This window comes from Photobacterium sp. NCIMB 13483 (genome assembly GCF_003025475.1).
Taxonomy (GTDB): domain Bacteria; phylum Pseudomonadota; class Gammaproteobacteria; order Enterobacterales; family Vibrionaceae; genus Photobacterium; species Photobacterium piscicola.
Window position 1 is genome coordinate 188,301 of sequence record NZ_PYLV01000004.1, and the last position, 25,948, is coordinate 214,248.

At 34.6% G+C, this 25,948-nt stretch carries 29 protein-coding genes and 1 pseudogene; 12 read left to right on the top strand and 18 right to left on the bottom strand.

Features of this window, described 5'->3' with window-relative positions; genetic code table 11:
- Positions 1–115 precede the first annotated feature (115 nt).
- The 4 genes from C9I86_RS05625 to C9I86_RS05635 form a co-directional block, all read right to left on the bottom strand.
- Complete coding sequence (locus tag C9I86_RS05625; RefSeq protein ID WP_107275869.1) at positions 116–913, bottom strand: Cof-type HAD-IIB family hydrolase; 798 nt, start codon at positions 911–913, stop codon at positions 116–118.
- A gap of 221 nt (positions 914–1,134) precedes the next feature.
- Positions 1,135–1,311: a hypothetical protein gene (locus tag C9I86_RS20140; protein WP_199190746.1), complete on the bottom strand. Its 177-nt coding sequence runs from the start codon at positions 1,309–1,311 to the stop codon at positions 1,135–1,137.
- A 118-nt stretch (positions 1,312–1,429) separates the two neighbouring features.
- Positions 1,430–2,236, bottom strand: coding sequence for a Cof-type HAD-IIB family hydrolase (locus tag C9I86_RS05630; protein WP_080157492.1), 807 nt, complete (start codon positions 2,234–2,236; stop codon positions 1,430–1,432).
- A 133-nt stretch (positions 2,237–2,369) separates the two neighbouring features.
- Positions 2,370–2,846, bottom strand: coding sequence for a DUF417 family protein (locus C9I86_RS05635; protein WP_080157494.1), 477 nt, complete (start codon positions 2,844–2,846; stop codon positions 2,370–2,372).
- Positions 2,847–2,978: 132 nt separating this feature from the next.
- Between C9I86_RS05635 and C9I86_RS05640 the strand changes: the two genes are divergently transcribed.
- Complete coding sequence (locus C9I86_RS05640) at positions 2,979–3,548, top strand: TetR/AcrR family transcriptional regulator (RefSeq protein WP_107275870.1); 570 nt, start codon at positions 2,979–2,981, stop codon at positions 3,546–3,548.
- A gap of 245 nt (positions 3,549–3,793) precedes the next feature.
- A complete protein-coding gene (locus C9I86_RS05645) occupies positions 3,794–4,009 on the top strand; it encodes a hypothetical protein (RefSeq protein WP_080157497.1) in 216 nt (71 codons plus the stop codon).
- Positions 4,010–4,092: 83 nt separating this feature from the next.
- On the opposite strand, the gene C9I86_RS05650 is transcribed toward C9I86_RS05645, so the two are convergent.
- On the bottom strand, positions 4,093–4,932 hold the full coding sequence (locus C9I86_RS05650; RefSeq protein WP_107275871.1) for a methyltransferase domain-containing protein: 840 nt from the start codon (positions 4,930–4,932) through the stop codon (positions 4,093–4,095).
- Positions 4,933–5,413: 481 nt separating this feature from the next.
- Here C9I86_RS05650 and C9I86_RS05655 point away from each other — a divergent pair, with 481 nt between their 5' ends.
- The 3 genes from C9I86_RS05655 to C9I86_RS05665 all read left to right on the top strand — a co-directional run bounded on the left by C9I86_RS05655 (position 5,414) and on the right by C9I86_RS05665 (position 8,563).
- The gene (locus tag C9I86_RS05655; protein ID WP_107275872.1) at positions 5,414–6,649 is read left to right on the top strand and encodes an SGNH/GDSL hydrolase family protein; all 1,236 of its coding nucleotides are present in this window, start codon (positions 5,414–5,416) and stop codon (positions 6,647–6,649) included.
- A 422-nt stretch (positions 6,650–7,071) separates the two neighbouring features.
- Complete coding sequence (locus C9I86_RS05660) at positions 7,072–7,842, top strand: SDR family NAD(P)-dependent oxidoreductase (RefSeq protein ID WP_045040727.1); 771 nt, start codon at positions 7,072–7,074, stop codon at positions 7,840–7,842.
- A 145-nt stretch (positions 7,843–7,987) separates the two neighbouring features.
- On the top strand, positions 7,988–8,563 hold the full coding sequence (locus C9I86_RS05665) for a TetR/AcrR family transcriptional regulator (protein ID WP_107275895.1): 576 nt from the start codon (positions 7,988–7,990) through the stop codon (positions 8,561–8,563).
- On the opposite strand, the gene C9I86_RS20330 is transcribed toward C9I86_RS05665, so the two are convergent.
- The 3 genes from C9I86_RS20330 to C9I86_RS05675 form a co-directional block, all read right to left on the bottom strand.
- A complete protein-coding gene (locus C9I86_RS20330) occupies positions 8,549–8,683 on the bottom strand; it encodes a hypothetical protein (RefSeq protein ID WP_255418358.1) in 135 nt (44 codons plus the stop codon). The two genes, C9I86_RS05665 and C9I86_RS20330, sit on opposite strands and share 15 nt — an antisense overlap.
- A gap of 105 nt (positions 8,684–8,788) precedes the next feature.
- Positions 8,789–9,952 carry an alpha-hydroxy acid oxidase gene (locus tag C9I86_RS05670; RefSeq protein WP_107275873.1) on the bottom strand — a complete coding sequence of 388 codons (1,164 nt, stop codon included), beginning with the start codon at positions 9,950–9,952 and terminating at the stop codon, positions 8,789–8,791.
- Positions 9,953–10,180: 228 nt separating this feature from the next.
- Positions 10,181–11,263 carry a type I restriction endonuclease gene (locus C9I86_RS05675; RefSeq protein WP_107275874.1) on the bottom strand — a complete coding sequence of 361 codons (1,083 nt, stop codon included), beginning with the start codon at positions 11,261–11,263 and terminating at the stop codon, positions 10,181–10,183.
- A gap of 342 nt (positions 11,264–11,605) precedes the next feature.
- Between C9I86_RS05675 and C9I86_RS05680 the strand changes: the two genes are divergently transcribed.
- The 4 genes and pseudogenes from C9I86_RS05680 (at position 11,606) to C9I86_RS05695 (ending at position 15,657) form a co-directional block, all read left to right on the top strand.
- On the top strand, positions 11,606–12,418 hold the full coding sequence (locus C9I86_RS05680) for a peptidylprolyl isomerase (RefSeq protein ID WP_107275875.1): 813 nt from the start codon (positions 11,606–11,608) through the stop codon (positions 12,416–12,418).
- Between the two features lie 37 nt (positions 12,419–12,455).
- A complete protein-coding gene (locus C9I86_RS05685) occupies positions 12,456–13,433 on the top strand; it encodes a HupE/UreJ family protein (RefSeq protein WP_241956849.1) in 978 nt (325 codons plus the stop codon).
- 473 nt (positions 13,434–13,906) lie between these two features.
- Positions 13,907–14,310: pseudogene (locus C9I86_RS05690) on the top strand (IS1 family transposase).
- A 378-nt stretch (positions 14,311–14,688) separates the two neighbouring features.
- A complete protein-coding gene (locus C9I86_RS05695) occupies positions 14,689–15,657 on the top strand; it encodes a hypothetical protein (protein WP_107275877.1) in 969 nt (322 codons plus the stop codon).
- Positions 15,658–15,960: 303 nt separating this feature from the next.
- On the opposite strand, the gene C9I86_RS05700 is transcribed toward C9I86_RS05695, so the two are convergent.
- From C9I86_RS05700 to C9I86_RS05715, 4 genes are all read right to left on the bottom strand, one after another.
- Positions 15,961–17,172 (bottom strand): hypothetical protein, encoded by a 1,212-nt coding sequence (locus C9I86_RS05700; protein ID WP_107275878.1) that lies wholly within the window; start codon positions 17,170–17,172, stop codon positions 15,961–15,963.
- 345 nt (positions 17,173–17,517) lie between these two features.
- Positions 17,518–17,805 (bottom strand): MarR family winged helix-turn-helix transcriptional regulator, encoded by a 288-nt coding sequence (locus C9I86_RS05705; RefSeq protein WP_107275879.1) that lies wholly within the window; start codon positions 17,803–17,805, stop codon positions 17,518–17,520.
- A 40-nt stretch (positions 17,806–17,845) separates the two neighbouring features.
- The gene (locus C9I86_RS05710; RefSeq protein WP_107275880.1) at positions 17,846–18,376 is read right to left on the bottom strand and encodes a tyrosine-type recombinase/integrase; all 531 of its coding nucleotides are present in this window, start codon (positions 18,374–18,376) and stop codon (positions 17,846–17,848) included.
- A gap of 316 nt (positions 18,377–18,692) precedes the next feature.
- Complete coding sequence (locus tag C9I86_RS05715; protein WP_107275881.1) at positions 18,693–19,595, bottom strand: hypothetical protein; 903 nt, start codon at positions 19,593–19,595, stop codon at positions 18,693–18,695.
- 336 nt (positions 19,596–19,931) lie between these two features.
- On the opposite strand from C9I86_RS05715, the gene C9I86_RS05720 reads away from it, so the two are divergent.
- Positions 19,932–20,327 carry a hypothetical protein gene (locus tag C9I86_RS05720; RefSeq protein WP_107275882.1) on the top strand — a complete coding sequence of 132 codons (396 nt, stop codon included), beginning with the start codon at positions 19,932–19,934 and terminating at the stop codon, positions 20,325–20,327.
- 349 nt (positions 20,328–20,676) lie between these two features.
- Here the strand turns inward: C9I86_RS05720 and C9I86_RS05725 are convergent, their stop codons facing one another.
- From C9I86_RS05725 to C9I86_RS05750, 6 genes are all read right to left on the bottom strand, one after another.
- Entirely contained in the window at positions 20,677–21,066 is a 390-nt protein-coding gene (locus tag C9I86_RS05725) for a hypothetical protein (protein ID WP_107275883.1), read from the bottom strand.
- Complete coding sequence (locus C9I86_RS05730) at positions 21,053–21,589, bottom strand: lysozyme (protein ID WP_107275884.1); 537 nt, start codon at positions 21,587–21,589, stop codon at positions 21,053–21,055. Before C9I86_RS05730 ends, C9I86_RS05725 begins: the two co-directional genes overlap by 14 nt.
- A complete protein-coding gene (locus tag C9I86_RS05735) occupies positions 21,567–21,782 on the bottom strand; it encodes an HP1 family phage holin (RefSeq protein ID WP_036794948.1) in 216 nt (71 codons plus the stop codon). The genes C9I86_RS05730 and C9I86_RS05735 overlap by 23 nt, the downstream gene beginning before the upstream one ends.
- Positions 21,783–21,946: 164 nt before the next feature.
- On the bottom strand, positions 21,947–22,828 hold the full coding sequence (locus C9I86_RS05740) for a type II toxin-antitoxin system RelE/ParE family toxin (RefSeq protein ID WP_107275885.1): 882 nt from the start codon (positions 22,826–22,828) through the stop codon (positions 21,947–21,949).
- 2 nt (positions 22,829–22,830) lie between these two features.
- A complete protein-coding gene (locus C9I86_RS05745; protein ID WP_107275886.1) occupies positions 22,831–23,907 on the bottom strand; it encodes a DUF3696 domain-containing protein in 1,077 nt (358 codons plus the stop codon).
- A complete protein-coding gene (locus C9I86_RS05750; protein WP_107275887.1) occupies positions 23,900–25,144 on the bottom strand; it encodes a DUF262 domain-containing protein in 1,245 nt (414 codons plus the stop codon). The genes C9I86_RS05745 and C9I86_RS05750 overlap by 8 nt, the downstream gene beginning before the upstream one ends.
- 199 nt (positions 25,145–25,343) lie before the next feature.
- On the opposite strand from C9I86_RS05750, the gene C9I86_RS05755 reads away from it, so the two are divergent.
- The gene (locus tag C9I86_RS05755) at positions 25,344–25,646 is read left to right on the top strand and encodes a transposase (RefSeq protein WP_158258920.1); all 303 of its coding nucleotides are present in this window, start codon (positions 25,344–25,346) and stop codon (positions 25,644–25,646) included.
- Between the two features lie 2 nt (positions 25,647–25,648).
- Positions 25,649–25,948: IS3 family transposase (locus tag C9I86_RS05760; RefSeq protein ID WP_158258921.1), on the top strand; the 300-nt coding region annotated here is incomplete at its 3' end.

Sequence of the window (25,948 nt, forward strand, 5' to 3'; positions counted from 1 at the left end):
TTAAGTATACAAATACAACTCACTGTATTGCTTCATTATATTTAAAAACATCATCATCAAAACAGTTTGAATAATTTGTTAATATCTAAATAAAATCAATACTCTGTCCCAATATTTAGTTTAATACTTTCTCTTTAATCACTGTCATTACACCTTGGTCATTGTTGCTCGGTGCATGAAAGCGCGCTAGTTGTTTAATTTCAGGATGAGCATTGTCCATTGCATAACTAAAATAGGTTTCTTTTAGCATTTCAACATCATTTAAGAAATCACCAAAGCTCATGCTTTCTTCAAACGTAAAATCAAAAATACGTTGTAATTCTTTAATCGCAGCACCTTTAGAGGCGGTTTTATGCATCACATCAAGCCATACTTTAGCACTGATCACTACTTGATGAGTTTGAGAATATAATGGCGCAATAATGGGATATACCAGCGCCTCGGTACCATTAAAGTTAAGTACCGCAATCTTAATAAATTCATCGTTAACAGCCAGTAAATCATTAACGAATTCAAGATTATGGTAATATTTTTTAATTTCTTCTAGCGCGTGTTCGTCTGTTGTTTCAGTATAAGCAGAATTTTTACCACAGAGAACAATGAAGGTATTATCAATCATTTTAATACTAGTAATAATGGCATGAATTTCAGGAGTAGGAATGGTTGAACTGTAAAGCTCTTTGCCTTGGTGCATCACTAATGTACCGTTTTCAGCAATAAATAACATCTTGTCTTTAATTGGCTCAAACGTATTCGCTAAACTCTGATACTGTCGGCCAGACGCCGCAGCAAACAGAATATTTTTAGCATCCAATTGATTAAATACTTCGTAAAAATCAGCAGGAAGTACCTTATCATCACTCAGTAACGTGCCATCCATGTCTGTTGCGATAAATTTGATTGAAGATGTCATAAACAGTAATTATTCCAACATTTTATTATTAATATTGAATATTCTACCTGTTAATGAGGTTAATTTTAATCAAAAAGCCAATGACTTGAGCGATAAAAGCTGATCTACATTAAATAATATGCTCAAAATTTATAGTAAAACGAACACATCATATTATCTATTTATCTTTCAATACAAAAAACACCATCACATTGCATAATGGTGTTCTTTCAACGGAACAATTAATGATGATTGCTCCTTTTTTTCTTTGATGATGATTTTACGTCTGCGTTACAGCAACCCCCAATATTTTCTTTTTTTGCTTTTAGGTATAACTGTATAAATAAAAAGAACATAAAGAATAAAAAAACAACGACAGAAATAATGACATATAAAGGAAATAGTTCATCTGTATTCATAAAATGCGCCTTGGTTATGCAACGTATCAACAACCCAAATAAGAATGTAATTCATTACCAATATTTGTCAATGGAATTTATCGCCTCACTTAAGCGTAAAAAGAGCATCTATTACCCATCATTCGTGACACTGTAATACCTGCTGTTTAATTACAGTAACAACGCCTTGCTCATTATTACTTGGCGCAATAAACCGAGCTAATGTTTTAATATCAGGATGGGCATTACTCATTGCGTAACTAAAATAGGTTTCATTAAGCATTTCAACATCATTGAAGAAGTCACCAAAACTCATACTATTTTCAAATGTAAATCCAAATTGATCACGCATAGCCTTAATCGCCTGCCCTTTAGATGCTTGTTTATCCATAAAATCTAGCCATGTTTTACCACTAACAACAACTTGATGGGTATCAGAAAATAAAGGAGTGACGAATGGATAAACATGTTCTTCAGTACCGTTAAAGTTTAATACTGATATTTTAATCACCTCATCATCGACATCTAATAAGTCATCAACAAACATAATGTGATGACAATATTTCATGATTTCTTGCTGAGCCTGTTTATCCTTAGTCTCTGTGTAAGCTGATTTTTTGCCACATAAAACAATGTGCGTATGTTCAATATTGCGGACGGTATTAATAATAGTATCCGTTTCAATTTTAGGAATGGTTGCACTGTAAAGTTCTTTACCTTGATACATCACTAAAGTGCCATTCTCGGCAATAAAAAGTATCTTATCTTTTATGGATTCAAACATTTTTAATAACGTGAAATATTGTCGACCAGACGCGGCAGCAAATAAAATGTCTTTGGCATCTAACGCATTAAATACGTCTAAAAAATCATGCGGAAGCTCATTTACATCATTCAGTAAAGTACCGTCCATATCTGTTGCAATAAATTTTATCGGTAATGCCATTACTATTATTACTCCGATTATATGTAAACTAATTAAGTGACAATATATTACCCCTAAAGTCTCAACTAGCATATAACAGCGACCCTCTTTATGTTCAAAGAGCATCGCTATATATTATAGAATGAGTTGAGTTTTATAATTGTTTATTTGCCGCTGATAATAGTTTTTTATTGTGTTCAACAACCATTATTGCAATTGCTAGAAATAGAATGTCTTTAACTAAAAAGAAGTTCGCTACAGGAACACTATCAACTATTTTCCAAGTATTAGGTGTCGTAAATAAGAAACTAAGTGTCATGATAAAAATAGCACTAGCGATAAGACCAGAAAAATAACCTACTCTAGGATTAAAGAAACCATAAATAAGCCCAATGGCCACCACTATCTCACTTAAACCAACCAGATTAGACACGGTTTGGACTGAGAAGAAATGGTATGTCCACCCCATTAAGGGATGATTTTTAATAAGCGGTTCAATTGCTGCCGCTTCCGTTGGCGTAAATTTAAAAATACCAATCCACAATAAAACTAACACAACGCCGAAAACACCTAATTTATACCCTACCGTTGTTGCTGGTGGTGCTACTGTATTTGTTCTTAAACTTTCCATATTGATCCTACCTAACTAAGTTAAACTAAACTGTTCAGTTCAATCTAGTGTGTGAGCGTTTATCTGTCAAGAGTTTTGAACTAAACAGTTTATTTTGTTATGATCAAGGGAATGACAAAAGAGGTAAGATTCATGAATAAACAACAAGAAAAGCGATTGAATATTATTAATAAAACAATCACTTTATGTGCGCAATATGGCTTCCATGGCACCAGCATGGATACGATTACGACTGCAACAGGAGTATCAAAAGCAACCATATATAAATATTTCATTTCAAAAGAAAATCTTATAAAAGAAGCGCTTATTTTATTCAGTGAACGCGCCTTGAATCACCTCGATCTTACGTTTTCTGACCCATCGCTAACACTCGAACAAAAGCTATCAGAACGGTTTGATCTCTTAGTCGCATTAGTAAAAGATGATTTATTTAATGGGTGTTATTTTCAATTAGCCTATAGTGAATTTAACCATACTGACGATGGTATTGCAGATATATGCAGTGGCTATAAGAATATGCGTGTCGATATGATTAAAGCGTTGTTAATTGAAAATAATATTAATAATGCTGAACTTAAATCACAGCAAGCAGAATTAATCTTTAATGGCCTACTTGCATCGTTACAAATAACAAAAAACACCAATTTAATTCCGATGGCAAAAGAAATGTATCTCAATATTATTCTTAATGATAATAAGTAGTTATTTTAATGAGATAGCCATTATAAAAACATAATGGCCATCTAGCCTCTTTCCATAATGTCATATTTTAAATAATTTCACGTTTGACGTCGGTCACATATCAATAATAATTGTCTTTGATAATAATCATTATAATGGCATAAGGATAAATGTAAGTTTATTCGCATACATGTATAACAGCTATAATTTAATATAGCTATAACATATAGAATTATAAGTATGCACATGAAAAAAGGACAATTCATATGAAACTTTCTTTTATTTTCTGTTTATTATTTGTTTCAACATCTGCTTTCTCTAGTACTGACGTTATAAATTCAAAATTCCATAACCCAAATAACAAAAAGATCAGCCAAAAAATAGAAATACCAACCGTTATTGACAATAGAGTGATCAATTCAAAATTTCATCATCCTGGCAATAAAGCGCATCATGTTATAAAGAAAAACAAAAACAAATAATCGTGATTAAGCACCAATAAAAAAGGAGCCGTGACAATTACTCGCAACTGCGCATAATTATTTTCGGCTCCTACTCTATCGCATTACTTTTGGGCACTCACACCCATTAAGTGATCAATCTTCTGTATATTTTTAAAACCAGCCGCTTTTAATCGACGGATAACCCCATCAACAAAACCGCTGCCTTTTTTCATGATATGCGGATTACCCGTATAATGAAAAAGACGTCCATCTTGACGTAACACGCGGTAAATCTCACTATAAAACTCTTCGCTATACAGTTCACCAGCAAGAGAAAAACGTGGTGGATCGTGAATAACAGCATCAAAAGACATCGAAGGCATTGTCTCTATCAACTCAAAGCTACTGCCCTGACGTTGTTCAATCCCATCATTATTCAAATCACTGGACCAAGGATTCTGTGCACGTAAACCCATTACCGATTCACTTAATTCAATCGTTAATACTTTTTTAGCACCTAAACGGTGAGCAGCAATCGCGGCATAACCTAAACCACTACAACAATCGAGAACATTGTCACCACAGCGAACTGCTTGTTTGGCCATTTCTGACGCACTTTTAAAAGGATCAGTGCCTTTTGAAATGTGCATTTTAACACCACTGATCTCAAGCAGTGGCGCACCCTCTGTTGGTGCTAATTTGTAATAACCTACACTGCGATCTTCTAACGGATCCATCTCGCCATCATTACAAAGATAAATTCTTTGCGTTTTTTTAACGATTTTTTTCAGATCAGCAATAGAAAGATGATTCTCTTCATCAAGAATTAAACCTTGATCATTTACGATAAAGTCTTGCTCTGTGAGATTAAGATCTGTCGATATTCGGACGCTAGAAAGTCCTTGCTTGATGGCATCTAATGCCTGTTGCGCATTTTTTGTATGAAGGTAATAGCCAAGCATAGTTCATTTATCTAATTGGAAACACTGACGGTATTATAACATAAAACAGAATTGTCATATCCCCATCGTGACTGACCCAATTACTCCGCATAAAATTAACAATATCATCACTGTTTAATAATATATTTCAGCATATTAGTTATTTTCCATGATAACTTAGCCATCATGGTAAAACATCGCTCACAACCACTTTTCTTAGCGCCTTAACCGCAAACCATACCTTCATTTATTCACATAAAGAATAACGTCAATTTACAGTTGATTGAATAAAGATACGATATGCTTGAATATCAAAACCAAAATAGTCTAATTAATCAATTTATTAGAAGAATATCCCATTGTGGAATATAAAACATGACTCTTATTGCTGGCTCTATTAATGTAGCAAAACAATGCAACCACTGACATTGTCTGTGGATGTTATTTATCACTGTAATTAACAACTGTAATTAAAAAAGAATTATTAAAATAAAGGACTGTCATGAACAAGGCATATTTACTATTAACGTTACTAACCCCTTTTGCTGCAACTGCTTCTGATAACGTTCAACATATTGAAAATCATCCATCACAACAAAATGTCACACCCGATACTAACAATACTTATACCTATGTAAAATGCTGGTATCGCACCAGTGTCAGCCATGATGAACCCGCAACGGATTGGGCATGGGCTAAAAATAATGATAATAGTTATTATAAACTACCAGGTTATTGGTGGTCGTCTATTTCATTTAAGAATATGTTCTATACTGATGTATCAAATAAAGCAATCGCACAACGCTGTGCTGCATCTATCGATACTGATAATAAAAATGCTGACATTACGTTCTATGCTTCAGATATAAAGGCATCTTATAGTCATACAATCTGGACTAATGATACTGCGAATCAAGCTAATACAATCAATAGAATTGTTGCTTTTGGTGATAGTCTTTCAGATACGGGTAATACTTTTAATGGATCACAATGGCTATTTCCAAATAGTAATAGCTGGTTCCTAGGCCATTTCAGTAATGGTCTAGTTTGGACAGAATATCTTGCCAACGCAAAACAACTGCCATTATATAACTGGGCTGTTGGTGGTGCTGCAGGTGTAAATGAATATGGCATTCTTACTGGTATTTATGATCAGATTTCATCGTTCAACACATACATGAAATCTGCAAAAAATTATCACATTGAAAATACGTTATTTACTCTAGAGTTTGGTCTTAATGATTTTATGAATTACGACCGTAATGTGACTGAAGTAAAAAGTGATTACAGTACAGCGTTGATTCGTTTAACCGATGCGGGTGCCAAAAACATTTTACTAATGACGTTACCAGATGCGAGTAAAGCACCTCAATTTAAATACGCCACCGCAGATAAAGTTGCTTTAGTCAGTCAGCAAATTAAACAATTCAATCTTTTCATAAAAGAACAGGCGGCTTATTATAAACAAAAAGGCATCAATATTACATTTGTCGATGCATATCAGATATTTGAAAACGTCACGTCTGAACCTCAAAAATATGGTTTTGTGAATGCAAAAGATGCTTGTATGGATATCAATCGTAGTTCATCAAAGGATTATCTCATCAGCCATAGTTTAACCAATGATTGCGCACAACACGGTTCAGATAAATATGTCTTCTGGGGTGTTACCCACCCAACCACAGCGATGCACAAATATATCGCTCAAAAAATTATTACCAGTGTTTCAATAAACTAAAGAGTCTTAATACTATTGGCACTAGCTTTCGGTTAGTGCCAATGATCTAGCATAAAACCATTAATAACTTACCTTAACATCTCAAGAAACAGAGCAAGCCCAATTTAAATACGATGCCTTTTCACTCTTATTTGAGTTATACATATTGGATGTGAGCATACATAGTCACTTTATAGCAGTGTGATCTTAGTCGAAAATACAAAACAGTTGCGCCAAAAGGTAATAATTTTAATTCTTTAAAAATCAAAATGATAACAAACCTACCATCTGATAGGTAGATAAATGATTTGACGTTAAAAACAAATCACCTTATATTTAAAACCAATGAAGCGAAGCACAAACTATTTAACTTAGATGCTCGCTTCTTTTTTTAGCCACACACCTACCAACTAGTAGGTAGTCAAATAATAAAGGGATACATTATGTTTACTACATCATCAATTGCACTCATCGTTGGCGGTTCATCAGGTATGGGTAAAGCAACCGCAGAACGCTTATTAACCGCAGGGATTCCTGTTATGATTTTATCTCACAATGCAGAAAACCTAGCCACTGCAAAAGCCGATTTAGAACAACGTACAGGCGGCATTGTTGAAACAGCACAAGTTGATTTATATAACCCTGCAGACGTGAATACTTTTATTGGTCAACTTGAAAACGAAAACCGCCATATTGGCTATCTAGTTAACGCTGCTGGTTTTTTTAAACCGGTAAGTTTTCTAGAACATACTGAAAAAGATTACAATCTTCAATTAGATATCAACAAAGCATTTTTCTTCATTACTCAAGCCGTTGCAAAAAACATGCAACAACATGGTGGTGGTTCAATCGTAAATATTGGTTCAATGTGGGCACATCAAGCAATTAAAGCAACCCCATCATCGGCTTATTCAATGCAAAAAGCAGCCTTACATGCGTTCACCCGCAATTTAGCGATGGAATTAGCAGATTACAATATTCGTGCTAATGCTGTCGCCCCTGCGGTTGTACTGTCAACTATCTATAAGTCATTCATTGCTGAAGATGAAATTGAAACCGCTCTACAAGGATTTAATGATTTTCACCCTATTGGACGCATCGGCTCAACCACCGATATTGCAGATGCGATTGAGTTTTTATTATCAGATAAAGCAAAATGGATCACAGGTACGGTGCTTGACGTCGATGGCGGCGTGATGGCGGGACGCAATTAATACACAGAAACAATAACAGTCATTTCTTATTGAATAATGGCGATGAATACGTCGCCATTACCTTTCTACTCATAGGTAGAAAAAATTGTGATCTTTAATTCTAAATGATAGATTATTGATCTTCTTAGTAATGTGAATATCAATGATGAAAGACATTAATCCTACAGCAGCAAAAATTGCTGATATTGCCGAAAAATACATTCAATGTCGTGGTTTTAACGGGTTTAGTTTTCGTGATATTCAAGATGAACTGGGTATAAAAACAGCCAGCATTCATTATCATTATAAAACTAAACAAGATTTAGCCATCGTTGTATTTGAACGTTACCTTACACGGTATAAAACGGCGTTAATAACCATCGAACAACAACATGTAACCGCTGCCGATAAATTAAAAGCGTTAGCTAATATTTTTATTACAGTGCGTGATAAAGATAAACTTTGTTTATGTGGTATGTATGCATCGGATTTTTATTCTCTCACTAATAGCTTAGAAATTCAGCTTGATCGATTCGTTACCTTTAATGAGCAATGGATAGAACAAGTAATAACAGCAGGTATTAACAACGGTGAATTTCCATCACAATTAATTGCCACAGATGCCGCACGCCTTTATTTTGTGTCATTAGAAGGTTCTATGCTTATTTCACAATTTAAAGATGCTGATTATATTCAAGCAGTAGTTAACAACTACTTTAGTGTCGTTTTAAACGTCACATAAAATACTGCCGTCACCCTGTGATTTTTTACAGCGACGTTGCACTTTATAGTGTGCCATATCTTCTGTTACACCAACATCAGCAAGAACATCACGCAATGGTGCAGTGTACAAATATTTCATTTAAAGATAAAAATAGAATTTAACCGTTTCATCATTAACCAATAAAAAAGGTGCACTCAGTACACCTTCTTATCATGCTTATTTGTAATATCAATAAACAGTTAATTACCAAAGATTTTTAATTTGAGCCAGATGATTCGGCAAATCTTGTGGTTTTTCACAACACACTTGTTCCATGACTTGCTGAAGTTGTTTTTTCAACATATTCATTGCGTGATAGCCCCCATTTTGACCAAGAGCACCCACACTGTACATAAAACTACGACCCATAAATGTAAAGTCCATACCCGCAGCCAGCGTACAAGCAATATCAGAACCTTCTCTAATACCACTATCCATCATAATAGTTGTTTGGCCTTTACAAGCATTAAGAATTTCAATACCTTTACTAATGGTTGATGGACCCGCATCCAATTGACGCCCACCGTGGTTTGAAACGATGATCCCATCAAGACCGATTTCAATCGCTTTTTTCGCATCTTCAACAGTAGATAACCCTTTTAGCACTAAGTTACCGTCCCACTTATCACGTAACTTACGTACTTTCTCTTCACTTAAACGTCCATTAAATGTTTTATCCATAAACAACGCTAAGTGGTGCATATTCATTGAACCAGACATATATTTGGTTAACGATTTAAATTCCGGCTTACCTTTAACTAATGTCTCCAATGCCCATTCAGGAGAAAGCATAATTTGCAGCATATTTTCTGCTGTCATTTTTGGCGGCATCGCCAATCCATTTTTTATTTCTTTAGGACGATAAGCAAAGGTGGGAACATCCGATAATAATACTAAGGTTTTAACCCCTGCCGCCTTACAACGGGCAAGTAAATCATCCGTAATAGCATCATCAACAGGGTGATAAAGTTGAAACCACATTTTACCCTCAGTGATTTCAGCAATAGTTTCAATCGACGCAGTAGAAACGGTACTCAATACAAACGGTACATTATGATCAAAAGCCGCTTTAGCTAAAATCTCAGGTGCTTGCGGCCAAATTAAGCCTTGAAGCCCAACAGGACTTACACCAAATGGGGCATCATACGTTTCACCAAACAATGTAGTTTTTAAAGACACATCCTTATAATCTCTTAAATAATAAGGAATAAGTTCAAGCTTACGAATATCATCAGTGTTTCGTCTTAAACCAATTTCATTGTTACAACCGCCATCTACGTATTCAAACGCAAACTTCGGTAACCGTGATTTGGCTTTTTTTCTTAGAAGATCGATGGATGGATATGCAGTATTAAAATAGTCTTTCATGACAGTTCCTTTATTATTTTGATAATATTTTTATTGGAATTCATAACTGAACTTTATCTTTCTATTCCATATATATCACAAAAAAAATAAACAACTATCACTTTCACACTCTATAAGTAAGAATTTACATTTTAATATTTAGAGTATAAATAGTTAAATAAAAAATACTTCACATAACATCCACCAAAGAAATTGATTAAAAGCCATCATTAAGATGGCTTCTATATACTATTCAAATTTAGATGCAGCTTCTAACAATAAATCGCTATGCATAAAAATATCATCTAATGCTTCAATTGGATGTCGAACTTCTTTCTTATCTTCACCAACAACACCTAGATATTTTTGTTTTGCATTAAAATGTAATCTACATAATGGTTTTCTATTATTGTCGTCTAATAACACACCAAAGTAACTTTGCGTATCTCGATGAGTAATTCGTGATACTTCAAATTTTGAGCGTAAAATTGCTTTGATAATATTAAAGCCATCTAACTCATCTTGAGTTGTATCAACTTTTGATTTTTCTTCTACTTCTAACTCGATTTCAGCTACAGACTCAGATATTGACTGTGCCTTCATTGAAATCTCATCATTAGTTCCAATTGCAGACTTCAAACGATTATTAATACTGTCATTTAAAAATTGCTTTAAAGCTTTTGTTGTAATATCTAAGAATTGAGCCTTAACTTTCGCAGTTTGAACCCCTTCATATACTCGAGATGTAAAGAACTTAACAAACTCCTCTTCTGGAGCATTAAACTGTTCTTTCAACACACCTTTAATCTGATTTAGATATTTAAGCTCTCCAGCGGCATCAACAACTGAATCCACATCAAATGAAGACTTAGTCAGTTTCTTTACTTCAGGAACAATATGCTCATCTAAATCCAACATATTCAATATCAAAAATGGCTTTTCATCCATTTTATTTGGTGCATCTAAGTCTGTATAAAACTCATAAATTTCACCATTTGTAAGAATAGCAATACGAGCATTAGTAACTGAAAAATAGCGAAAAAGCTGGCTTGCATGTTTAGTTGATAATTTTTCACCGAACTTTTTACATTCAATGAGTATTTGAACATCACCATCTTTAAGAAGAGCATAATCAACTTTCTCTCCTTTTTTAGTACCAGTATCTGCATTAAATTCAGGAACAACTTCTGTTGGGTCAAAAACATCATAACCCAATACTGTATGTAAGAATGGCATAATAAGAGCATTCTTTGTTGCTTCTTCTGTCTCTAATGTAGAACCTATCTGCGATATTTTTTTTGATAAATTCTGTAAATGATCGATAAAGTCCATATATGCACCTAGAATTAATAATTGAAACCAATTGCATATCGAACTATATCATATCACTTTTTTATAAGAGCAATAAACCAGCCCTACACATGAGGCAATTTGTTAATATTCGATCTATGTATAGTTTTAAAGACTAAATACATCAAAGGGCTTATGCTCGATCATCTTTAATTGAATCCATAACCACACGAGTTGTTATCATTAATATATGAAAGAGCATTCAATAGCTTTATATAATAAAAAATACAATTACCGTTGATAATGAAAAACAATCGTATTCATTAATCATACAGATTGTCTATGTATGCTTATAGGGTATTTTACTTAAAAAGACTCCGTAACATGTTAAACATCGCTTTGTTTTGGCTTAAAAAATTCATTAAAGATCCATTTTCACACTTCCTAATAGCTGGTGCGATCCTGTTTATTTGCTATTCGTTCTATCATTCAAGCACTTCTTCTACTAATGAAGTGATAATCACACCATCTCAAATCACCCAACAAAAACGTGATGACATAAAATATTTTGGTACCCCACCTTCCCATGTAATGTTAAATAGCGATATAAACCAAGCTGTTTTGCAACAAATACTTTCTCAAGAAGCACTTAAGCTTGGCTTAGAAAAAGGCGATCCCAACCTTAACGCGATGTTAATGCAACGTTTCATCTCTTATACAACCCAAATAGCTAAAATAAATGCGGCGAATACCACGTTATTACACCGCTATTATGTTGCACATCGTCAAAACTACCGTTATCCAGATATGTATTCGCTTTGCTATCACTTCCTATCACCTCAAGAGCAAGTACATTCAAAACAAGTGCCCGCATCTCAACAATGCTTAAGTCGTATCACCAAGCAAGATCTATTATCTAAACTAGGTTCATCGATAGTGACAACTTTAAATACTATCACGCCTAAAACATGGTCTAAGCCAATCAATACTCCATTTGGCCCGATTACCGTTAAATTAATTCAATACAAAAAAGCGGGAATTCTAAGCTTTGAAGATGCAAAATCAATGTTAACAAATGACTATACCAATGCTGTTATTCATACAAAAATAGCCAACGTGATAAACAAATACCGTATTGAACTTCCCGCTAACTCTGGCATCGTAGTCACAACAAAGACCTTACTTAAAAATGTATAAGCATAACTTTTACACTGCTCTATGTGCGGTTTTATATATGACATTGAATTTGGTGTGGAGCCCACAAGTAGTGGCTCATCCTTATCAGCCAGCGGTAGGCTTAATAAGCCAAATAAATAACCATCAATATGAATTAACCCTAAAACTACCCGTAGTGGCTGGAGAACACACCAAAATTACTCCAGTACTTACCGATGGTGGTAAAATTCATTTACTAAGCACCCAAAATAGTCTTGATGGTTTTGGAATGGATCTACAACGTTATTTATTGGTATTTCCAATCACAAGCACCGCCCCAATGATTACATTCCAAGGGTTAAACAATATTCAGCTCTTAACGCAAACCACCAGCCAACACGGCCAAATAAACACCCTAGTACTTTATAAAGGCCATAGTCATTTATTATTAGCGGGCAAAGTAAGCACTTGGTCGACTATAAAGCTATTTGTAACCTTAGGCATAACGCATATTTTAACTGGCATCGACCACCTTATGTTCGTCGCTGGTCTACTGCTATTTACTCGTGATTTTCGTACCTTTTTAAAAGCTATTACGTGTTTTACATTGGCACACAGTATTACGTTAAGTTTATCGGCACTTAATTTAATTCAGATACCCGAGCCACCCGTCGAAGCCTGTATTGCGTTGAGTATCTTATTTTTATGCTATGAGTTAACACGGCCTAACAATAAAGATCAACCAACATTGAGCCGACGATTCCCGTGGCTGATCTCGTTTTCATTTGGACTATTACACGGTTTAGGCTTTGCAAGCGCATTAAAAGCTGCGGGACTGCAACAAACCAGTATTCCTTTAGCTCTGGCATGTTTTAATGTTGGCGTTGAACTCGGACAGCTTATCTTTCTAAGTATATTATTAACGATATTAAAAATTTGCTCTAAAATTGCGTTTTTCCAGCAACGGATATTTCAACAAGCACCGTTATATATCATGGGAATTATGGCTTCATTTTGGTTTATTCAACGGGTTTACATTGTATTTCACTCAGCTTGAGATGGCTAACTTTCAGATTAAAAGCATTCAAATCTAATTAGCTCAAGTAAGAATGGCATGGATGCCACCTTTATATTAGGAGATAACTAGCAGTTTCATTAACTCCGCAATGATAGAAAAATAATGAAAAGGCCAATGAGCTAAACTTATACTGGATTGACTCTAATACGTATCTTGTAACTATTTGATATATATTAGTTAAACGAGTTCATTTGATATCTAGGACGCTTCAAGGACAAAGTTCGTTATTAATTCAAATAAATTAGTATAGATTGAAGTGCCCTCAAACAACTGAATGCCACCACTCCACATGATTTCCATGATCCTGAATTTGATACTGTATATACAATTATATCGACGTCTTCTAATAAAATTGCCTCTCTCGTATCAAATATATTAATTTCAAACCACAATAAAATTTTCATCTACATTCAATTATTGTGAATAATAATGTTTCTGTTATTAAATAGAGTTTGTATTTTTGCAGTCAGCATAATGCTGTTCGAAAGTATGGTAAGGGTGCTGCTGGCTATCAACGTTTTCGGTGCCTCAATTGTAAACGTACTTTTCAGCTCGACTATGCTTAACCTGACGTTAAAGATAATATTGTTGAAATGGCAATGAATAGCTCTGGCGTAAGAGATACTGGGCGTATACTGAAAGGAGCTTACAACACTATTTTACGCACTTTAAAAAACTCTCGCCAAGAGAGAAGCACAACATAGGTAAGCGGTACACGCAAAGGATTGAACGAACCAATCACCCCCTAATAACTCGCTTGAAACGACTAGTTCGAAAAACTATCAGCTTCTCCAGATCAGAAGAAATGCACGATAAGGTCATCGGTGCCTTTATCGAACGAGAGTTTTACTATTGATCAACAGGTTGGAGTCATGACCATTTTTGCTATTTCGAGAAGATATTGTTTCAAAAGACCTTACAATACCAACAATTATTCACCATTTCATAAAATAATATTTACATTCCTGTTTAAGTCGAGATTGAAGTGTAATTGCAATATATTTGGAACATTCTAAACATTTGATATAAATTAGTTTTTTCATACAAATCAATTAGTATAATGTGAACGATTAACTAACATATTTACGCTACTTTACTACATAAAACTCAAGCTCATTCGTTATTTAGCCTAGTTTTTTACATAACTCTATCTAACATACATAAACAAGGTTGGATAAGGAAATTTCCGATTAACGTCGGATTATTCCCATAAATATAATATTAGGAATTAGAAGTGAAAGAAGAACTTATTGCTAGAACACAGTTGGTTGATCCAAAAACTGGACGCCATATCAAGAGAATAGATGAACGTAACATCGTAGATTTTTTTAATCTGATCTCTGAGAAAAAAGAGAGCAAAGTATTATACATACCAGATTTTTCACCTTTAATTTCAATAGTTAGCCAACAAATTGATGATCTAATTAGTGGCCATTCTGATAAAGAATTAAGAGTGATGCATAGTACTGTGTACAACATGTGGAATAAGGCCAAGATATCCAACGTCTTAACAATCAAAGAGAAACTGAATATTGAAGTACTCACTAAATCTGAAGAAGCTCTAAACGTATTACATGAAAGACTACCAGACTTTGAACGACGTTATATATCGCCAGAACAATCACCGTATAGCGGTGTTACACCAATGCAAATCGACAAGGGTTTAGATGAATTATTGTCCGAAGTAAGAGTTTTTGTGGAAATCGCTTTATGCCATATTCACTCTTCAGTCATTCTAGATCCAAACTTATTAAAAGAACCATCGATACATCAACATTGTGTAACAATACAGTCCAAGCTACGCGAGTGGTTGTATAGAGAGTGTGGTATAACATTTAATTGGGACAATACTTATAATATCGCAAACGATTCATTCATTTTTCAGTTATGTATTGAGGAAAATATGCCCTTTGATTCAAAGGTTATGATTTCTCTATTAGAGTTAATTGACATTAAATCAACAGCAGATGTTACTCATAAGATATTTAATAAGATCTTGTCCCATAGTACTAGAGGCTATCAAATGAATTATATTGAGTGGCCCCAAGCTAAACCTGATCACGTCAATAGAGCAGCCAAAATCATTGATTTATTACAGCAAATCAATAGTATCTTAACCTTATTTAGTAAGACACAAGACAATGAAGTCAAATATGATTCTGTGAGTGACGTATTTTTGGAAATTAGACAATTGAAAGAATAAATAAACGTTCAAGTTTGCAAGATATTTTATCTAATCTACAGTGTTAGTGCTATTGCACTAACACGCCTCTGCCCAAAGCAATTCAGATGGTTCTAAACTTATAAGTACACATGACAAATCATCATTACGTTACGCATCACGCTCTACCCTTCACCACCGAAAATAGTCTAAATCACCAACCTCGGTGGTGGTGGCTAAGAGAGTCGAAAAATTTTTATTTCCCGAGAGTCTGACTCGTTTGACGTTTTTGAACGCCAAGAAGAACCTAACCACTTAAAAAGTGTTAGCTTCTCTGCACATATTTTAAACAGACTCAAGATCTAGATCACCGACACTTATAAACTCATATTCATCATCTATAATGCGATTAATCACTGTTAATCCTAATTGAGGATCATCCACTCTTAGATCTAAATTTCCCGCATCGTATTCTTGTTTTAAAACGATATTTCTCATCTCTTCAAAAATACCCCAACAGTGAAAAGACAAAAGTTTTGCTCTATTTAACATCATCGGCTTATAGTCCCCCCATTCATGAAATCCCTCTAAGTGCGGAGAACAAAATTTTTCTAAAAAAGGTTTACCTGCATCAGAAATACTTTGCAATGCATCTCCATGACCAGTTGGTGCATGCCATTGGGTCAATTTTAGAAAACGCATTTGTATGTTGGTTAACTCATTTATACTATTAGCTTCATGCAAAAATCGTTCAATAGATTTAAACGGGGCCATGTTAAAAATAGATATACTATATGGGGCTATACTAATTTCTAGATAGTCTTTCCAAAGAAAAGCAAAACCACTTGATCTTTGTCTATGACCTTCAGAGGACATTACATGTATTGCGGTTTTCATTTGTTCAATATGAACATCTAATCGATTTTTATCAGCATTACGATCGTATGAATGTTTATCATACAAACACAGTTGATAACCAGCTAAATGTTTTTCCGAAATACTAAAACCAACATTTGCCTCTAACACTAAATCAATACTTATAATTTTCAACCTTATTCCATCATCTGTATTTATTGGCTGAAGACATATGATGTTTTTTTGATTCCAAAATATTTCATGGAAAATATAATGCCTCAGTAAGGTCGGCCAATGATTAGAGACTATCACATGAAAAAGATCCCCTTCAGATAAATATGGGATATAACTTCTCACCTCGCAGGAATAAGCAGATAACTCGGTACCAACTTCTCTCGTCGGCCCCCTAATATTTTTCAACTCTACGATAACCATTCCCTGTGATTCTGCAGAATAGAATAAGAAATCAGGTCTTAAAGAATCGGGGGTTTTCATGGAAATATTTTCGTCTTTTGATATGAGTTCTAATATATTCAGAGAGCGGCTACACTTAATGAATGAACTCAATACCTTACTTGCTTCTTCACTATTAGGTTCGTAACTATATAAATAATCAGAATTTGATATTAGATCGTTTAACCCATCTAAATCTTTTAACGCTTCTACTAACCACTCTTGCATCTTTGCTTCATTCTTAAACATCTACAGTATATCCATACTAATATTAATAATAATGCATTCTCATTTTTTAACAGTAATATAACTGCAAACATTACAACTGTATTCAATTTAATCATTAAATATCATGATGTTGGTAGCACTTTTACTTTATATATCTATATATAATTAATGAGAGCCAAGAACTAAAGTTAATAATCCCCCACAGGCATACACCTTAAATTAACCAGTAATTTCAATATATAGTCTTGATTTTTAGTAAATTAAGAAAATATTACTAATATATAAAAGTACTGAGCCACAAAGTGACTTTTACACCATAATGCTGCTAGATCATGAATAAGCTAATACATCAATTTTCATTCAAAATCACGCTGATGAATAAACAAATTCAAGTCCGCCATTCATTCGAACATGGCCACCTCTCACCAAATACCCTCTTTCCCAAACCGTCTTCAACAAAGTACTGGCCCACGAACTCGACAACTCACAACGCTCGGCAATCTGCCCTGCTGTTACCTTTTCACCAGGCATAATCGACTGCAGAACTTTCAACTGGGTTTTACTCAATTTTATTAAGCCAACTTGATGAGGAACAGCTCGTGCAGCTTCCATCAAATTAACGTTGATTTGTTCGTTTTTCGTACAAATCTGCATTCTTATTATCATCCGCTGAGGTTTATAATGAAAAGTGGCTTCAAGCCAGTCTGGATAAGAGTTTATCGATGATTGGATTTTGAATCGAGACAGGTGCTAGACAGGTACACCATCCTTTTTTAAGCCATTTATGGTACGTTTCTAACGCTTCTTTCTTCTGTAACTCCATATGTGTATGGATATAGGCTTGATCTAGCTTATCCCGAGCATGATTTAACAGTGATTCACACACAATGTAATCAACACCCAATTCTGCCCATATTGAACGTGCTCGCTTTCTAAGATCATGAGCACTCCATGCTTTCTTTGACACTCCCCGCACCCATTCACTGGCTTTAGCACTGTGGATTGGCTGATTATTCCAACGAGATAACGGGAACAAGTGATCACTGTTATAGCCTAGCTCACGTTGCCATGCTTGATATGAGCGTAATAGTTCAATCATCTCAGCGGTAAGTGGATAGCTCATTGCTACCCCATTCTTGGCGTCTTCTTTAGGAATTAGCCACCGCTTTTCAATAAAACTGATGTTCTTCCATAGAGCCTTTCTGGTTTCACCAATACGAGCCATGGGCTAACATCATCATCAGTAATAATCGTTGTGGTGGTTGCTGTTGGCCAATCGCCGGCAAGATATCAATCAAGTCTTCAGTATTCACTCGACAGCCTTTGATTTGGGCCTCTGTAACAGAGAAAGTCTCAGGGAAAAACGTCTTAAATTGCACTTCTGATAGCGGATCAAAATCAAATTAAAAGGCCTGACTTCAATTGAATATCAAAATTAGGCCTTATAAGTTTCTTAATCGAAATATTCAACGTTATAAGGTCACTTGAATTTGCTTTTTAAAGTAGACGTCCTTTATGAGTCCAACGATCACCACCTTTTCTTATAGTGCTATACCTTTAGATAAAAAGAGGTGTTTTTTACCATTCTTATAAATAGCAGGAATAAAATTCGCTGATTCAGATGGTGATGAATAATAGAAATAACCTTGAGGCAATCGTGATGTTAATTTATTCATAAATACGTCATATCCATCTTTTTCATCAAATGGTGCAATCTTGTTTTTAATAAAAAATTCTTTATTAAAAATATTTAATCCATAGAATTGAGTTTCAGGACCAAGAACAAATTGTTCTTTATCAGCAATAAAATTTGTTCTTCCTTCTACCATTTCAACTCTTTCATTACTTAGATAAATTTCATTAAAATGAAAACCGTAAACAACATCCGAATTTTTAACCTTATAAGCAACTTCTCTAGATATTTCTCCACCAAATACAGCTTTTCTCTCCGGTTTTATGACAACCTTTTCAAGCTCAACACCATATTCTTCTAATAAATTAATCGCTTCATTTTGTATTGTTTTTCTGACCTGATTTGTTGCATCTAACCCATTTTTAGCCTGCTTTTTGGGAATAGCTGCAAACCAAGTTGGATTTGAGGCTCTATGCCGAGAGCTTGCAATATTCGCTGTGGTACCACCAACAATATCAATACCACCAGACATTAAATCACCACCGAGCAAAGATAAGACACCAAAAGCAATAGATAAATTACCGGGTGATCGCTTTTCAAATGCTGCTTGAATAGCTTTAACGTCATCAGCAGAATAATCCTTGAGTGGACATTTATATTTCGTTAATAATATTCGATAATCTTTAGTTAAAATTGTTTGGTTCGCAATATTATATGCTTCACTTGTATTATTAACTTCTTTCGTTGTCGAGCAACCAACTAGCAGTGGCAGTAGAACTAAACTTAATTTAAGTAACGAACAATTTTTCATATAATCACCCCTATAGATTAATTTGAAATAATTCTACACGGCGCATTTTTACTTTTAATTGATATTCGTCTGATTATTAAATTTGTTTAGTTGAGCTATATCAATAACTAACTTAGTTTATCTATCCGTAGTTCTTCTAATAAAATTTAGCATTCTAATTTGGAATAAACATTAAACACTAAATACTTTGTATGTCTTTTTATACATAAGAACCTAACCAATTAAAATTTATATTTATATTTATATTTATATTTATTTTAAAAAACCAAACGTTCTTATCATATTTAAAAAATCATATATGATTAAATATAAAAAATCTTTATTATTTTGAAATTTATGACAATAAAAACAATATGGGTAGAAGCCCCCTTTATAGAATATGGTTATTGGTCGACAGATCAAGTCGAAGTGGGTTCTAAAACAGTAAAAGTAGAAAAAGGGATATTCTCTAAAAGGTTTGTAGAAGAACAAATCCCTATTTATGAAGAACAAAAAGTATGGCACTCAGAAGGATATTCTGACAAAGAAATGGATGGTGAAAAATTCACTAAGCGCATTGAAAAAGCTATTGCTGATTTAGAAAAAGGCGGATTTGAAGTCATAAACATTATACCTTTAATATCCGGAAGGTATAAAAATGATTACTCATCTAGCCCTAATATGAGTTTTGGTTGGGGTTATGGATTTAGCTATACGGAAGGCGTTACAATTTTAGCTAAATCAAAAAAATAATATAAACAGAGAACACATATAAATTTATGTGTTCTCTATTGTTTTATAAATTTGTTTTTAAAAAATATAAATATCAAACCGCCAAATATTTATTAATCACAAGATAAAAGATGCAATTTACATCTTAAAATTGTCATTGATTTCACCATAAGCTACTTGAGACTTAAGTGTAATTACTCATGATTGATCTTCAAAGTTATGGCTATCCTTTATTCTCCTTTGTGCAGCACACAGCGAGAAATGGTGTAACCATACTGGATCACGCTTAGCGGCTTCACCCCAAGTCATCGGCGGTTTATGGAATGGTTGTTTGCAACTAATCAAATACGCTGCAGGTGGTTTGATGTATTCAATTTTGTATTGAGTGACCACTTGTGGGCTTGGTGTAGTACAACCACTGACTAGCATTAGGGATAGGCAAATCAGCACACTTTTCATGAGCAATATCCTTATCGATTTGACGTTGTGCTTTTAACGCCCGTTGTTGCCATTGCTGACGTTGACGTTCGTTATGTTCAGCGGCTAATCGTTCTTGGTGGGATGCTTGCTCTAAACGGGTAATGGTAGATTGCATCGACTGATTAACGTCCACTAACTGCTGTGATTGGGTTTGTTGTTCCACAACCAGTGCTTGAGCCGCTTCTAGCTTTTGCACTGTCTGTGAATACGTCCACGCCAATATCGATAATGCCGTTAATACACCAACAGCCCCGATGAGCTTGAACTTACTGATAGCCATACAAGCACACCTTTTGCTCTGCTAAACGGCGTTTAACGATGCCAGCACAGTGACTGCTATCAAGTCGACAATCTTTACCATTCACAAATACCCAGCGTGGAAATTCATTACAGGCAGCGGTTAACTGCCCTGCTTTAAGTTTCTTGAGATAGGTAGAACTGCGAAAATTGCCAGCCCCAAGGTTAAACACAAATGACACTGCCATATCGTATTGAGGGCCAGCAGGTAATTTAACTTGCCGATCAACCACCTTTTCCGCCGCGCTGATATCTTCAATGTACCAATCAGCAATGGTTTCGGTGGTTGCTTTGTCGCCTTGTTTTACTCCTGTGGTATGGCCTAACCCTGCAGTCCAACGGTCGGCACTGCATTGATAAGCGGATGATGAACACCCTTCTAGATTACTGATAAACGCTAATCCATCAGGGGTGGTTTTTAAATCGTGATCGGTACCCGCTACAACCGCCAACACACTGGCAACCAAGCAGCCAATAACGCCACTAGTCTTCTTCAATTTGCTCATAGATTTTCTTCACCTCTGGATGGTTTTGCAGGGCTTTGAGGGTTCGATGTCGATAAAACCAGTTAATAAACGCGGTAAATACGGTGGCAAAAATAGAGATGAGCACCCCTATTTCGTTCATGGAAAGACCAGAGGCTACACCAGTTAAACCTGCCCACAGGTAGGCAAACCAGCTAATAACTTTCTCTCTCATAGGCGAATTTCAGACATAAAAAAACCGCCTCAAAGGACGGTTATGGATTTAATGGAATCCTAAAACGACAAAACCCCACCTAGTAGGTGAGGTTCTGCAATGTGGGGGGGGTTGCATAAATATCATAACAAAGTCAATAACTAGATATCCCAATAAATTATATTTTATAAATTATTATATATATCATCAGCTTGCCGCATGGCTGCTGTATAGCCTTCAGAATCACTATGTTTAATAAAACCAACAAGAAGAGCCTGCTGATGATTTTGAAAATGTTTGAATAAAATTCTGATAGCCCCTCCTGCATATGCTGAGAATCTAATCTCTCTCAACCCATTACCGTTAGTCAATGTCTCAAATAACGGTTTAGAACCTTGAAATTCTCTATTACAAGATAAACGAATTTTATCAACAATTCGGATTTTATTCTCAGTCGTTTGAGAATTAAACCATGTAAGTAATGATTCAGAAATAAGATGAGGAGACGCTATACTTTCTAAATCAATCTCATTCAATGCGTTATAATGAATAATTCCATGATTTTGACTTGAAATATTCCTAAGATTTAATATTTCATCGACAAATCTTCCCTCCCCATCAGATCGCGCAATACTAATTTGATCGTTAGTCCAACATCCACCCGTGTTAATGCTTAGTAAATAACCTGATAATGACCAAGCCATAGAATAAACATCAGGATAGTTACCAACAGGTTCATTTGGTATATAAAAATCATGCGCAGTCATTTCATCTTGTTGTTCTTCTGATAACGAATCTAATGCTGGGCATTTATCTTCAACTTCAGATAAAAAAACAGCCAAGTCCTGATCTGGACAATCTTCAATAAACTGTCCATATGTGAAATTGGGAGCTATTTCAAAATTAGATAAATCACCAGAATTAGTATCTAAATAAAATAAAAAACGATCTTGTCCTCCATCTTGAAGTTCTAATACCCCTTGTAAAGAGTCATCAAATAATTGAGCTCCTTGTATTGAATTTACTGCAGGAAAGCTATTCTGATTTATACAGATAACATGATCCATTATTAGCGCGTCCTTTTTGCCAAAATTGAACGATTTTTTAATGTTTGATCAAAAAAACCTTCAGGCCAAAAATCAAGTTTTCCATTTGCATCTAAATTTGGAGAATCTACTTTAGTTAAACCGCTTTTATCTTTTGATAAATAATGAAACTTCACTTTTTCACTATTTAGTAGTCCTTGTTTAACTGCAATTCGAATACCATCCATCACATGTTCACTATGTGTTTCAACTACAATTTGAATTCCACTCGCCGCAGCTAAACCAATCAATTTACCCATAGCTGTTTGCCCCCGAGGATGTAAATGAGCCTCAGGATTTTCAAGAACTAAAAGCACACCATTTTTTTGTTTTAAATTTTCCCATTCAGTAACCCAATCATCCTGATCAATTAAAGTAGGAGCAATAGCTGTAGCACCTAACGTGGCAGCAATAATAGGAAGCGTATAACTCAAACCAAAGCCTACGTTTGCTGGTCGATAATTATCAATTTCAGCATGGGAAATATCTGCTTTTTTATTAGTTGAAAACGAAAACTCTACGCCAGGAGCTATTTCAGTAAGCCATCCTTGTAATACATATTCAAATGTTTCGCCACGAGAAGCTGGATGTATTAAATCTTCAGGTAATAAGAAGCCATATCTTTCTAATTTTTCAATAAAATCAAATACAAACTCACCTCTATCACCAACTTTAGGTCTTGCATCAAGAGATAAGTTCAGAGGTAAAAAAGATTGAGGCCCAAGTCTATCTGCTCCTACATAAAAAAATTCTGGTCCAATTAATGGTTTTTCTACAGAATGATCAGATAGAAGCATTTTACCTTTTTTACCCTCACCAAAATCTAGGGATACTAAAATATCATCAGTATTGCTTACAAAATCAGAACGAAGATCAGATACATCACCATGTCCACAAAGTAACGGGGACATACCATTTAATGCGGATGAATACATACGTAACGCCTGAATAACAGAACTTTTTCCACTATTATTCAAACCAGCTAATAATGTTAAATTAGAGAATTCAATTTTCTCATCAACAAAAGATTTTAATCCTTTAATATGTAATTCATTAATCAATTTTATTTCCCTCACAATCAGTTATATTTTTTAAAACCAACTCTTTAATACTATTAAAACTATCAATGATACCCTTTTGCGTTGATGAATGACGACTTATTGCATTATTAAATTCAAGTTTTTTTAGTAACTCACTATAAGATTCAATTAATTCATATTTATTCGACTTTAATATTTCATATTCATATTCAGATAAATCTGACAAAATATTCCCCCATACCTCGAATAAAGATTTATTAATTGGACTCTTACGATATTCATTAGGTAATGATTTTCTAAAAGCATGCCCATCAAATATCTCTTCACTTCGATTAATTGCGAGTATAAATTTTTCTTTTATTTCTTCAACTGAAGTTATATTTAGCTTTGGTACCTCATTTTTCTGAAATATTTTATTTAATTCATCTTCTGTTGGATCAGGAAAACAATTAATTACACGCATAGCATTACTCAACCAAGAGTCCATACCTGATTTATAAGCACTTCTATCCATTACCATAAAGGCAATTAGGCGGAGCATTAATTCACTAACACCCATTCGGCTATCATTGATTTTTTTACCAATAACACCTTTAAATGATGGTGATGTCACTAATTCTTTTAATAATTTAGAAGAAATACCTTCATATAATGCATGTCTAATTTCTTGAGTAGTTAAAGGCATGCCACCAGTATTGATACGTTTGAAAATATTACGTTTAACAGCTTCTGGCGTCCCCGGATTAATAACTGTAAAACGCATTTCAGTTTCATAAATATCATTAACTAATTTTTGTGCACTTGGTTCATTTTCTATTGCAAGAAAAGTCTTCCCTTCATACTTCTCGCCAAGGAACTCTAAATTTTTAAGTCTAAGCATCTCTCCATTTTTGTCTCCAATCATAAAATCGCGAATAGTCGATAACCGTTGTAAACCATCAACAACTTCCCACTGGCTTTTTTCATCTGATGCCACATAAAACATAGGTAAAGGAATATTTAACATTAATGATTCAATTAATCGACTTTTACGAGTTATATCCCATACTTCATTTCTCTGAAATGATGGTGCTAATTGAATAGAACCTTGTTTTAATCGACGGATAATGACATCCATAGATACAACACGCTGCTGAATTGAAATCTCTTCAGGATCAAATGGCTCAATTACATCTTCATCATTTTCTGCTTCAATGCCAATTTTTTCCCCTGATTCTGAAAGTTCTTCTTTTACATCTTCAAATAACGTATTGTCCATATCACTCATAACTCTTATAAAACTTTTAGGCTAATATTATAAACGCCCTTTAAGATGTTTCCTAACCTTGCGCTCTATAATATAAAATTTATTTAATCAGAAACTAAGCTAGACCACTCTCCCTTTCAACTGTTGTGGCTTAATGAACTTGTACACCTAAATAGGATAAAATACTCTTAATATCAAAATGGTGTACATAATGAAAAAAGCTCGAACAACTTATTCAGTCGCATTCAAGCACGATGCTGCTAATTTAGTCCTAAATAAAGGCTACACAATACAAGAAGCATGTAATGCTGTTGGTGTCGGATATACAGCAATGAGTCGCTGGGTTGCTCAGCTAAAGCAAGAACATGGTGGAATAACACCAACTTCAAAAGCCATGACACCAGAACAAAAACGCATTCAAGAACTCGAAGCAAAAATTAAACAGATTGAGTGGGAAAACGATATTCTAAAAAAAGCTTCCGCTCTTTTAATGCAGGACAACATCAAACGATAGATTTGATAGCAGCATTATCAAAAGAGCCTCATTCAATAAAGCCATTATGTAAGCTATTTGAAATACCTCGTAGTAGCTATCATTATCGACTTAAATATCGGGGTATTGTTACACCTGAGCAAGCATTGCTGCGTCAAAAAGTTGTTGATATACATAGTCGTAGCAGAGGCTCCGCGGGTGCAAGGACAATAGCTGGCCAGCTTACCCAAGAGGGTGAAAATGTTGGTCGCTATAAAGCTGCTAGCTTAATGAAAGAGCTCGGTATTATAAGTAAACAGCCGAATAAACATAAATATAAAATA

Bases quoted from the DNA above. Each gene is read 5' to 3' on its own strand.
- C9I86_RS05720 (WP_107275882.1), top strand. From the start codon at position 19,932: ATGACAATAAAAACAATATGGGTAGAAGCCCCCTTTATAGAATATGGT.
- C9I86_RS05740 (WP_107275885.1), bottom strand. From the start codon at position 22,828: ATGGATCATGTTATCTGTATAAATCAGAATAGCTTTCCTGCAGTAAAT.
- C9I86_RS20330 (WP_255418358.1), bottom strand. From the start codon at position 8,683: ATGAAATATTTGTACACTGCACCATTGCGTGATGTTCTTGCTGATGTT.
- C9I86_RS05650 (WP_107275871.1), bottom strand. From the start codon at position 4,932: ATGCTTGGCTATTACCTTCATACAAAAAATGCGCAACAGGCATTAGAT.
- C9I86_RS20140 (WP_199190746.1), bottom strand. From the start codon at position 1,311: ATGAATACAGATGAACTATTTCCTTTATATGTCATTATTTCTGTCGTT.
- C9I86_RS05655 (WP_107275872.1), top strand. From the start codon at position 5,414: ATGAACAAGGCATATTTACTATTAACGTTACTAACCCCTTTTGCTGCA.
- C9I86_RS05680 (WP_107275875.1), top strand. From the start codon at position 11,606: ATGTTAAACATCGCTTTGTTTTGGCTTAAAAAATTCATTAAAGATCCA.
- C9I86_RS05685 (WP_241956849.1), top strand. From the start codon at position 12,456: ATGACATTGAATTTGGTGTGGAGCCCACAAGTAGTGGCTCATCCTTAT.
- C9I86_RS05700 (WP_107275878.1), bottom strand. From the start codon at position 17,172: ATGTTTAAGAATGAAGCAAAGATGCAAGAGTGGTTAGTAGAAGCGTTA.
- C9I86_RS05645 (WP_080157497.1), top strand. From the start codon at position 3,794: ATGAAACTTTCTTTTATTTTCTGTTTATTATTTGTTTCAACATCTGCT.
- C9I86_RS05640 (WP_107275870.1), top strand. From the start codon at position 2,979: ATGAATAAACAACAAGAAAAGCGATTGAATATTATTAATAAAACAATC.
- C9I86_RS05630 (WP_080157492.1), bottom strand. From the start codon at position 2,236: ATGGCATTACCGATAAAATTTATTGCAACAGATATGGACGGTACTTTA.
- C9I86_RS05675 (WP_107275874.1), bottom strand. From the start codon at position 11,263: ATGGACTTTATCGATCATTTACAGAATTTATCAAAAAAAATATCGCAG.
- C9I86_RS05725 (WP_107275883.1), bottom strand. From the start codon at position 21,066: ATGGCTATCAGTAAGTTCAAGCTCATCGGGGCTGTTGGTGTATTAACG.
- C9I86_RS05660 (WP_045040727.1), top strand. From the start codon at position 7,072: ATGTTTACTACATCATCAATTGCACTCATCGTTGGCGGTTCATCAGGT.
- C9I86_RS05710 (WP_107275880.1), bottom strand. From the start codon at position 18,376: ATGGCTCGTATTGGTGAAACCAGAAAGGCTCTATGGAAGAACATCAGT.
- C9I86_RS05750 (WP_107275887.1), bottom strand. From the start codon at position 25,144: ATGGACAATACGTTATTTGAAGATGTAAAAGAAGAACTTTCAGAATCA.
- C9I86_RS05625 (WP_107275869.1), bottom strand. From the start codon at position 913: ATGACATCTTCAATCAAATTTATCGCAACAGACATGGATGGCACGTTA.
- C9I86_RS05735 (WP_036794948.1), bottom strand. From the start codon at position 21,782: ATGAGAGAGAAAGTTATTAGCTGGTTTGCCTACCTGTGGGCAGGTTTA.
- C9I86_RS05730 (WP_107275884.1), bottom strand. From the start codon at position 21,589: ATGAGCAAATTGAAGAAGACTAGTGGCGTTATTGGCTGCTTGGTTGCC.
- C9I86_RS05705 (WP_107275879.1), bottom strand. From the start codon at position 17,805: ATGCAGATTTGTACGAAAAACGAACAAATCAACGTTAATTTGATGGAA.
- C9I86_RS05755 (WP_158258920.1), top strand. From the start codon at position 25,344: ATGAAAAAAGCTCGAACAACTTATTCAGTCGCATTCAAGCACGATGCT.
- C9I86_RS05715 (WP_107275881.1), bottom strand. From the start codon at position 19,595: ATGAAAAATTGTTCGTTACTTAAATTAAGTTTAGTTCTACTGCCACTG.
- C9I86_RS05665 (WP_107275895.1), top strand. From the start codon at position 7,988: ATGAAAGACATTAATCCTACAGCAGCAAAAATTGCTGATATTGCCGAA.
- C9I86_RS05635 (WP_080157494.1), bottom strand. From the start codon at position 2,846: ATGGAAAGTTTAAGAACAAATACAGTAGCACCACCAGCAACAACGGTA.
- C9I86_RS05670 (WP_107275873.1), bottom strand. From the start codon at position 9,952: ATGAAAGACTATTTTAATACTGCATATCCATCCATCGATCTTCTAAGA.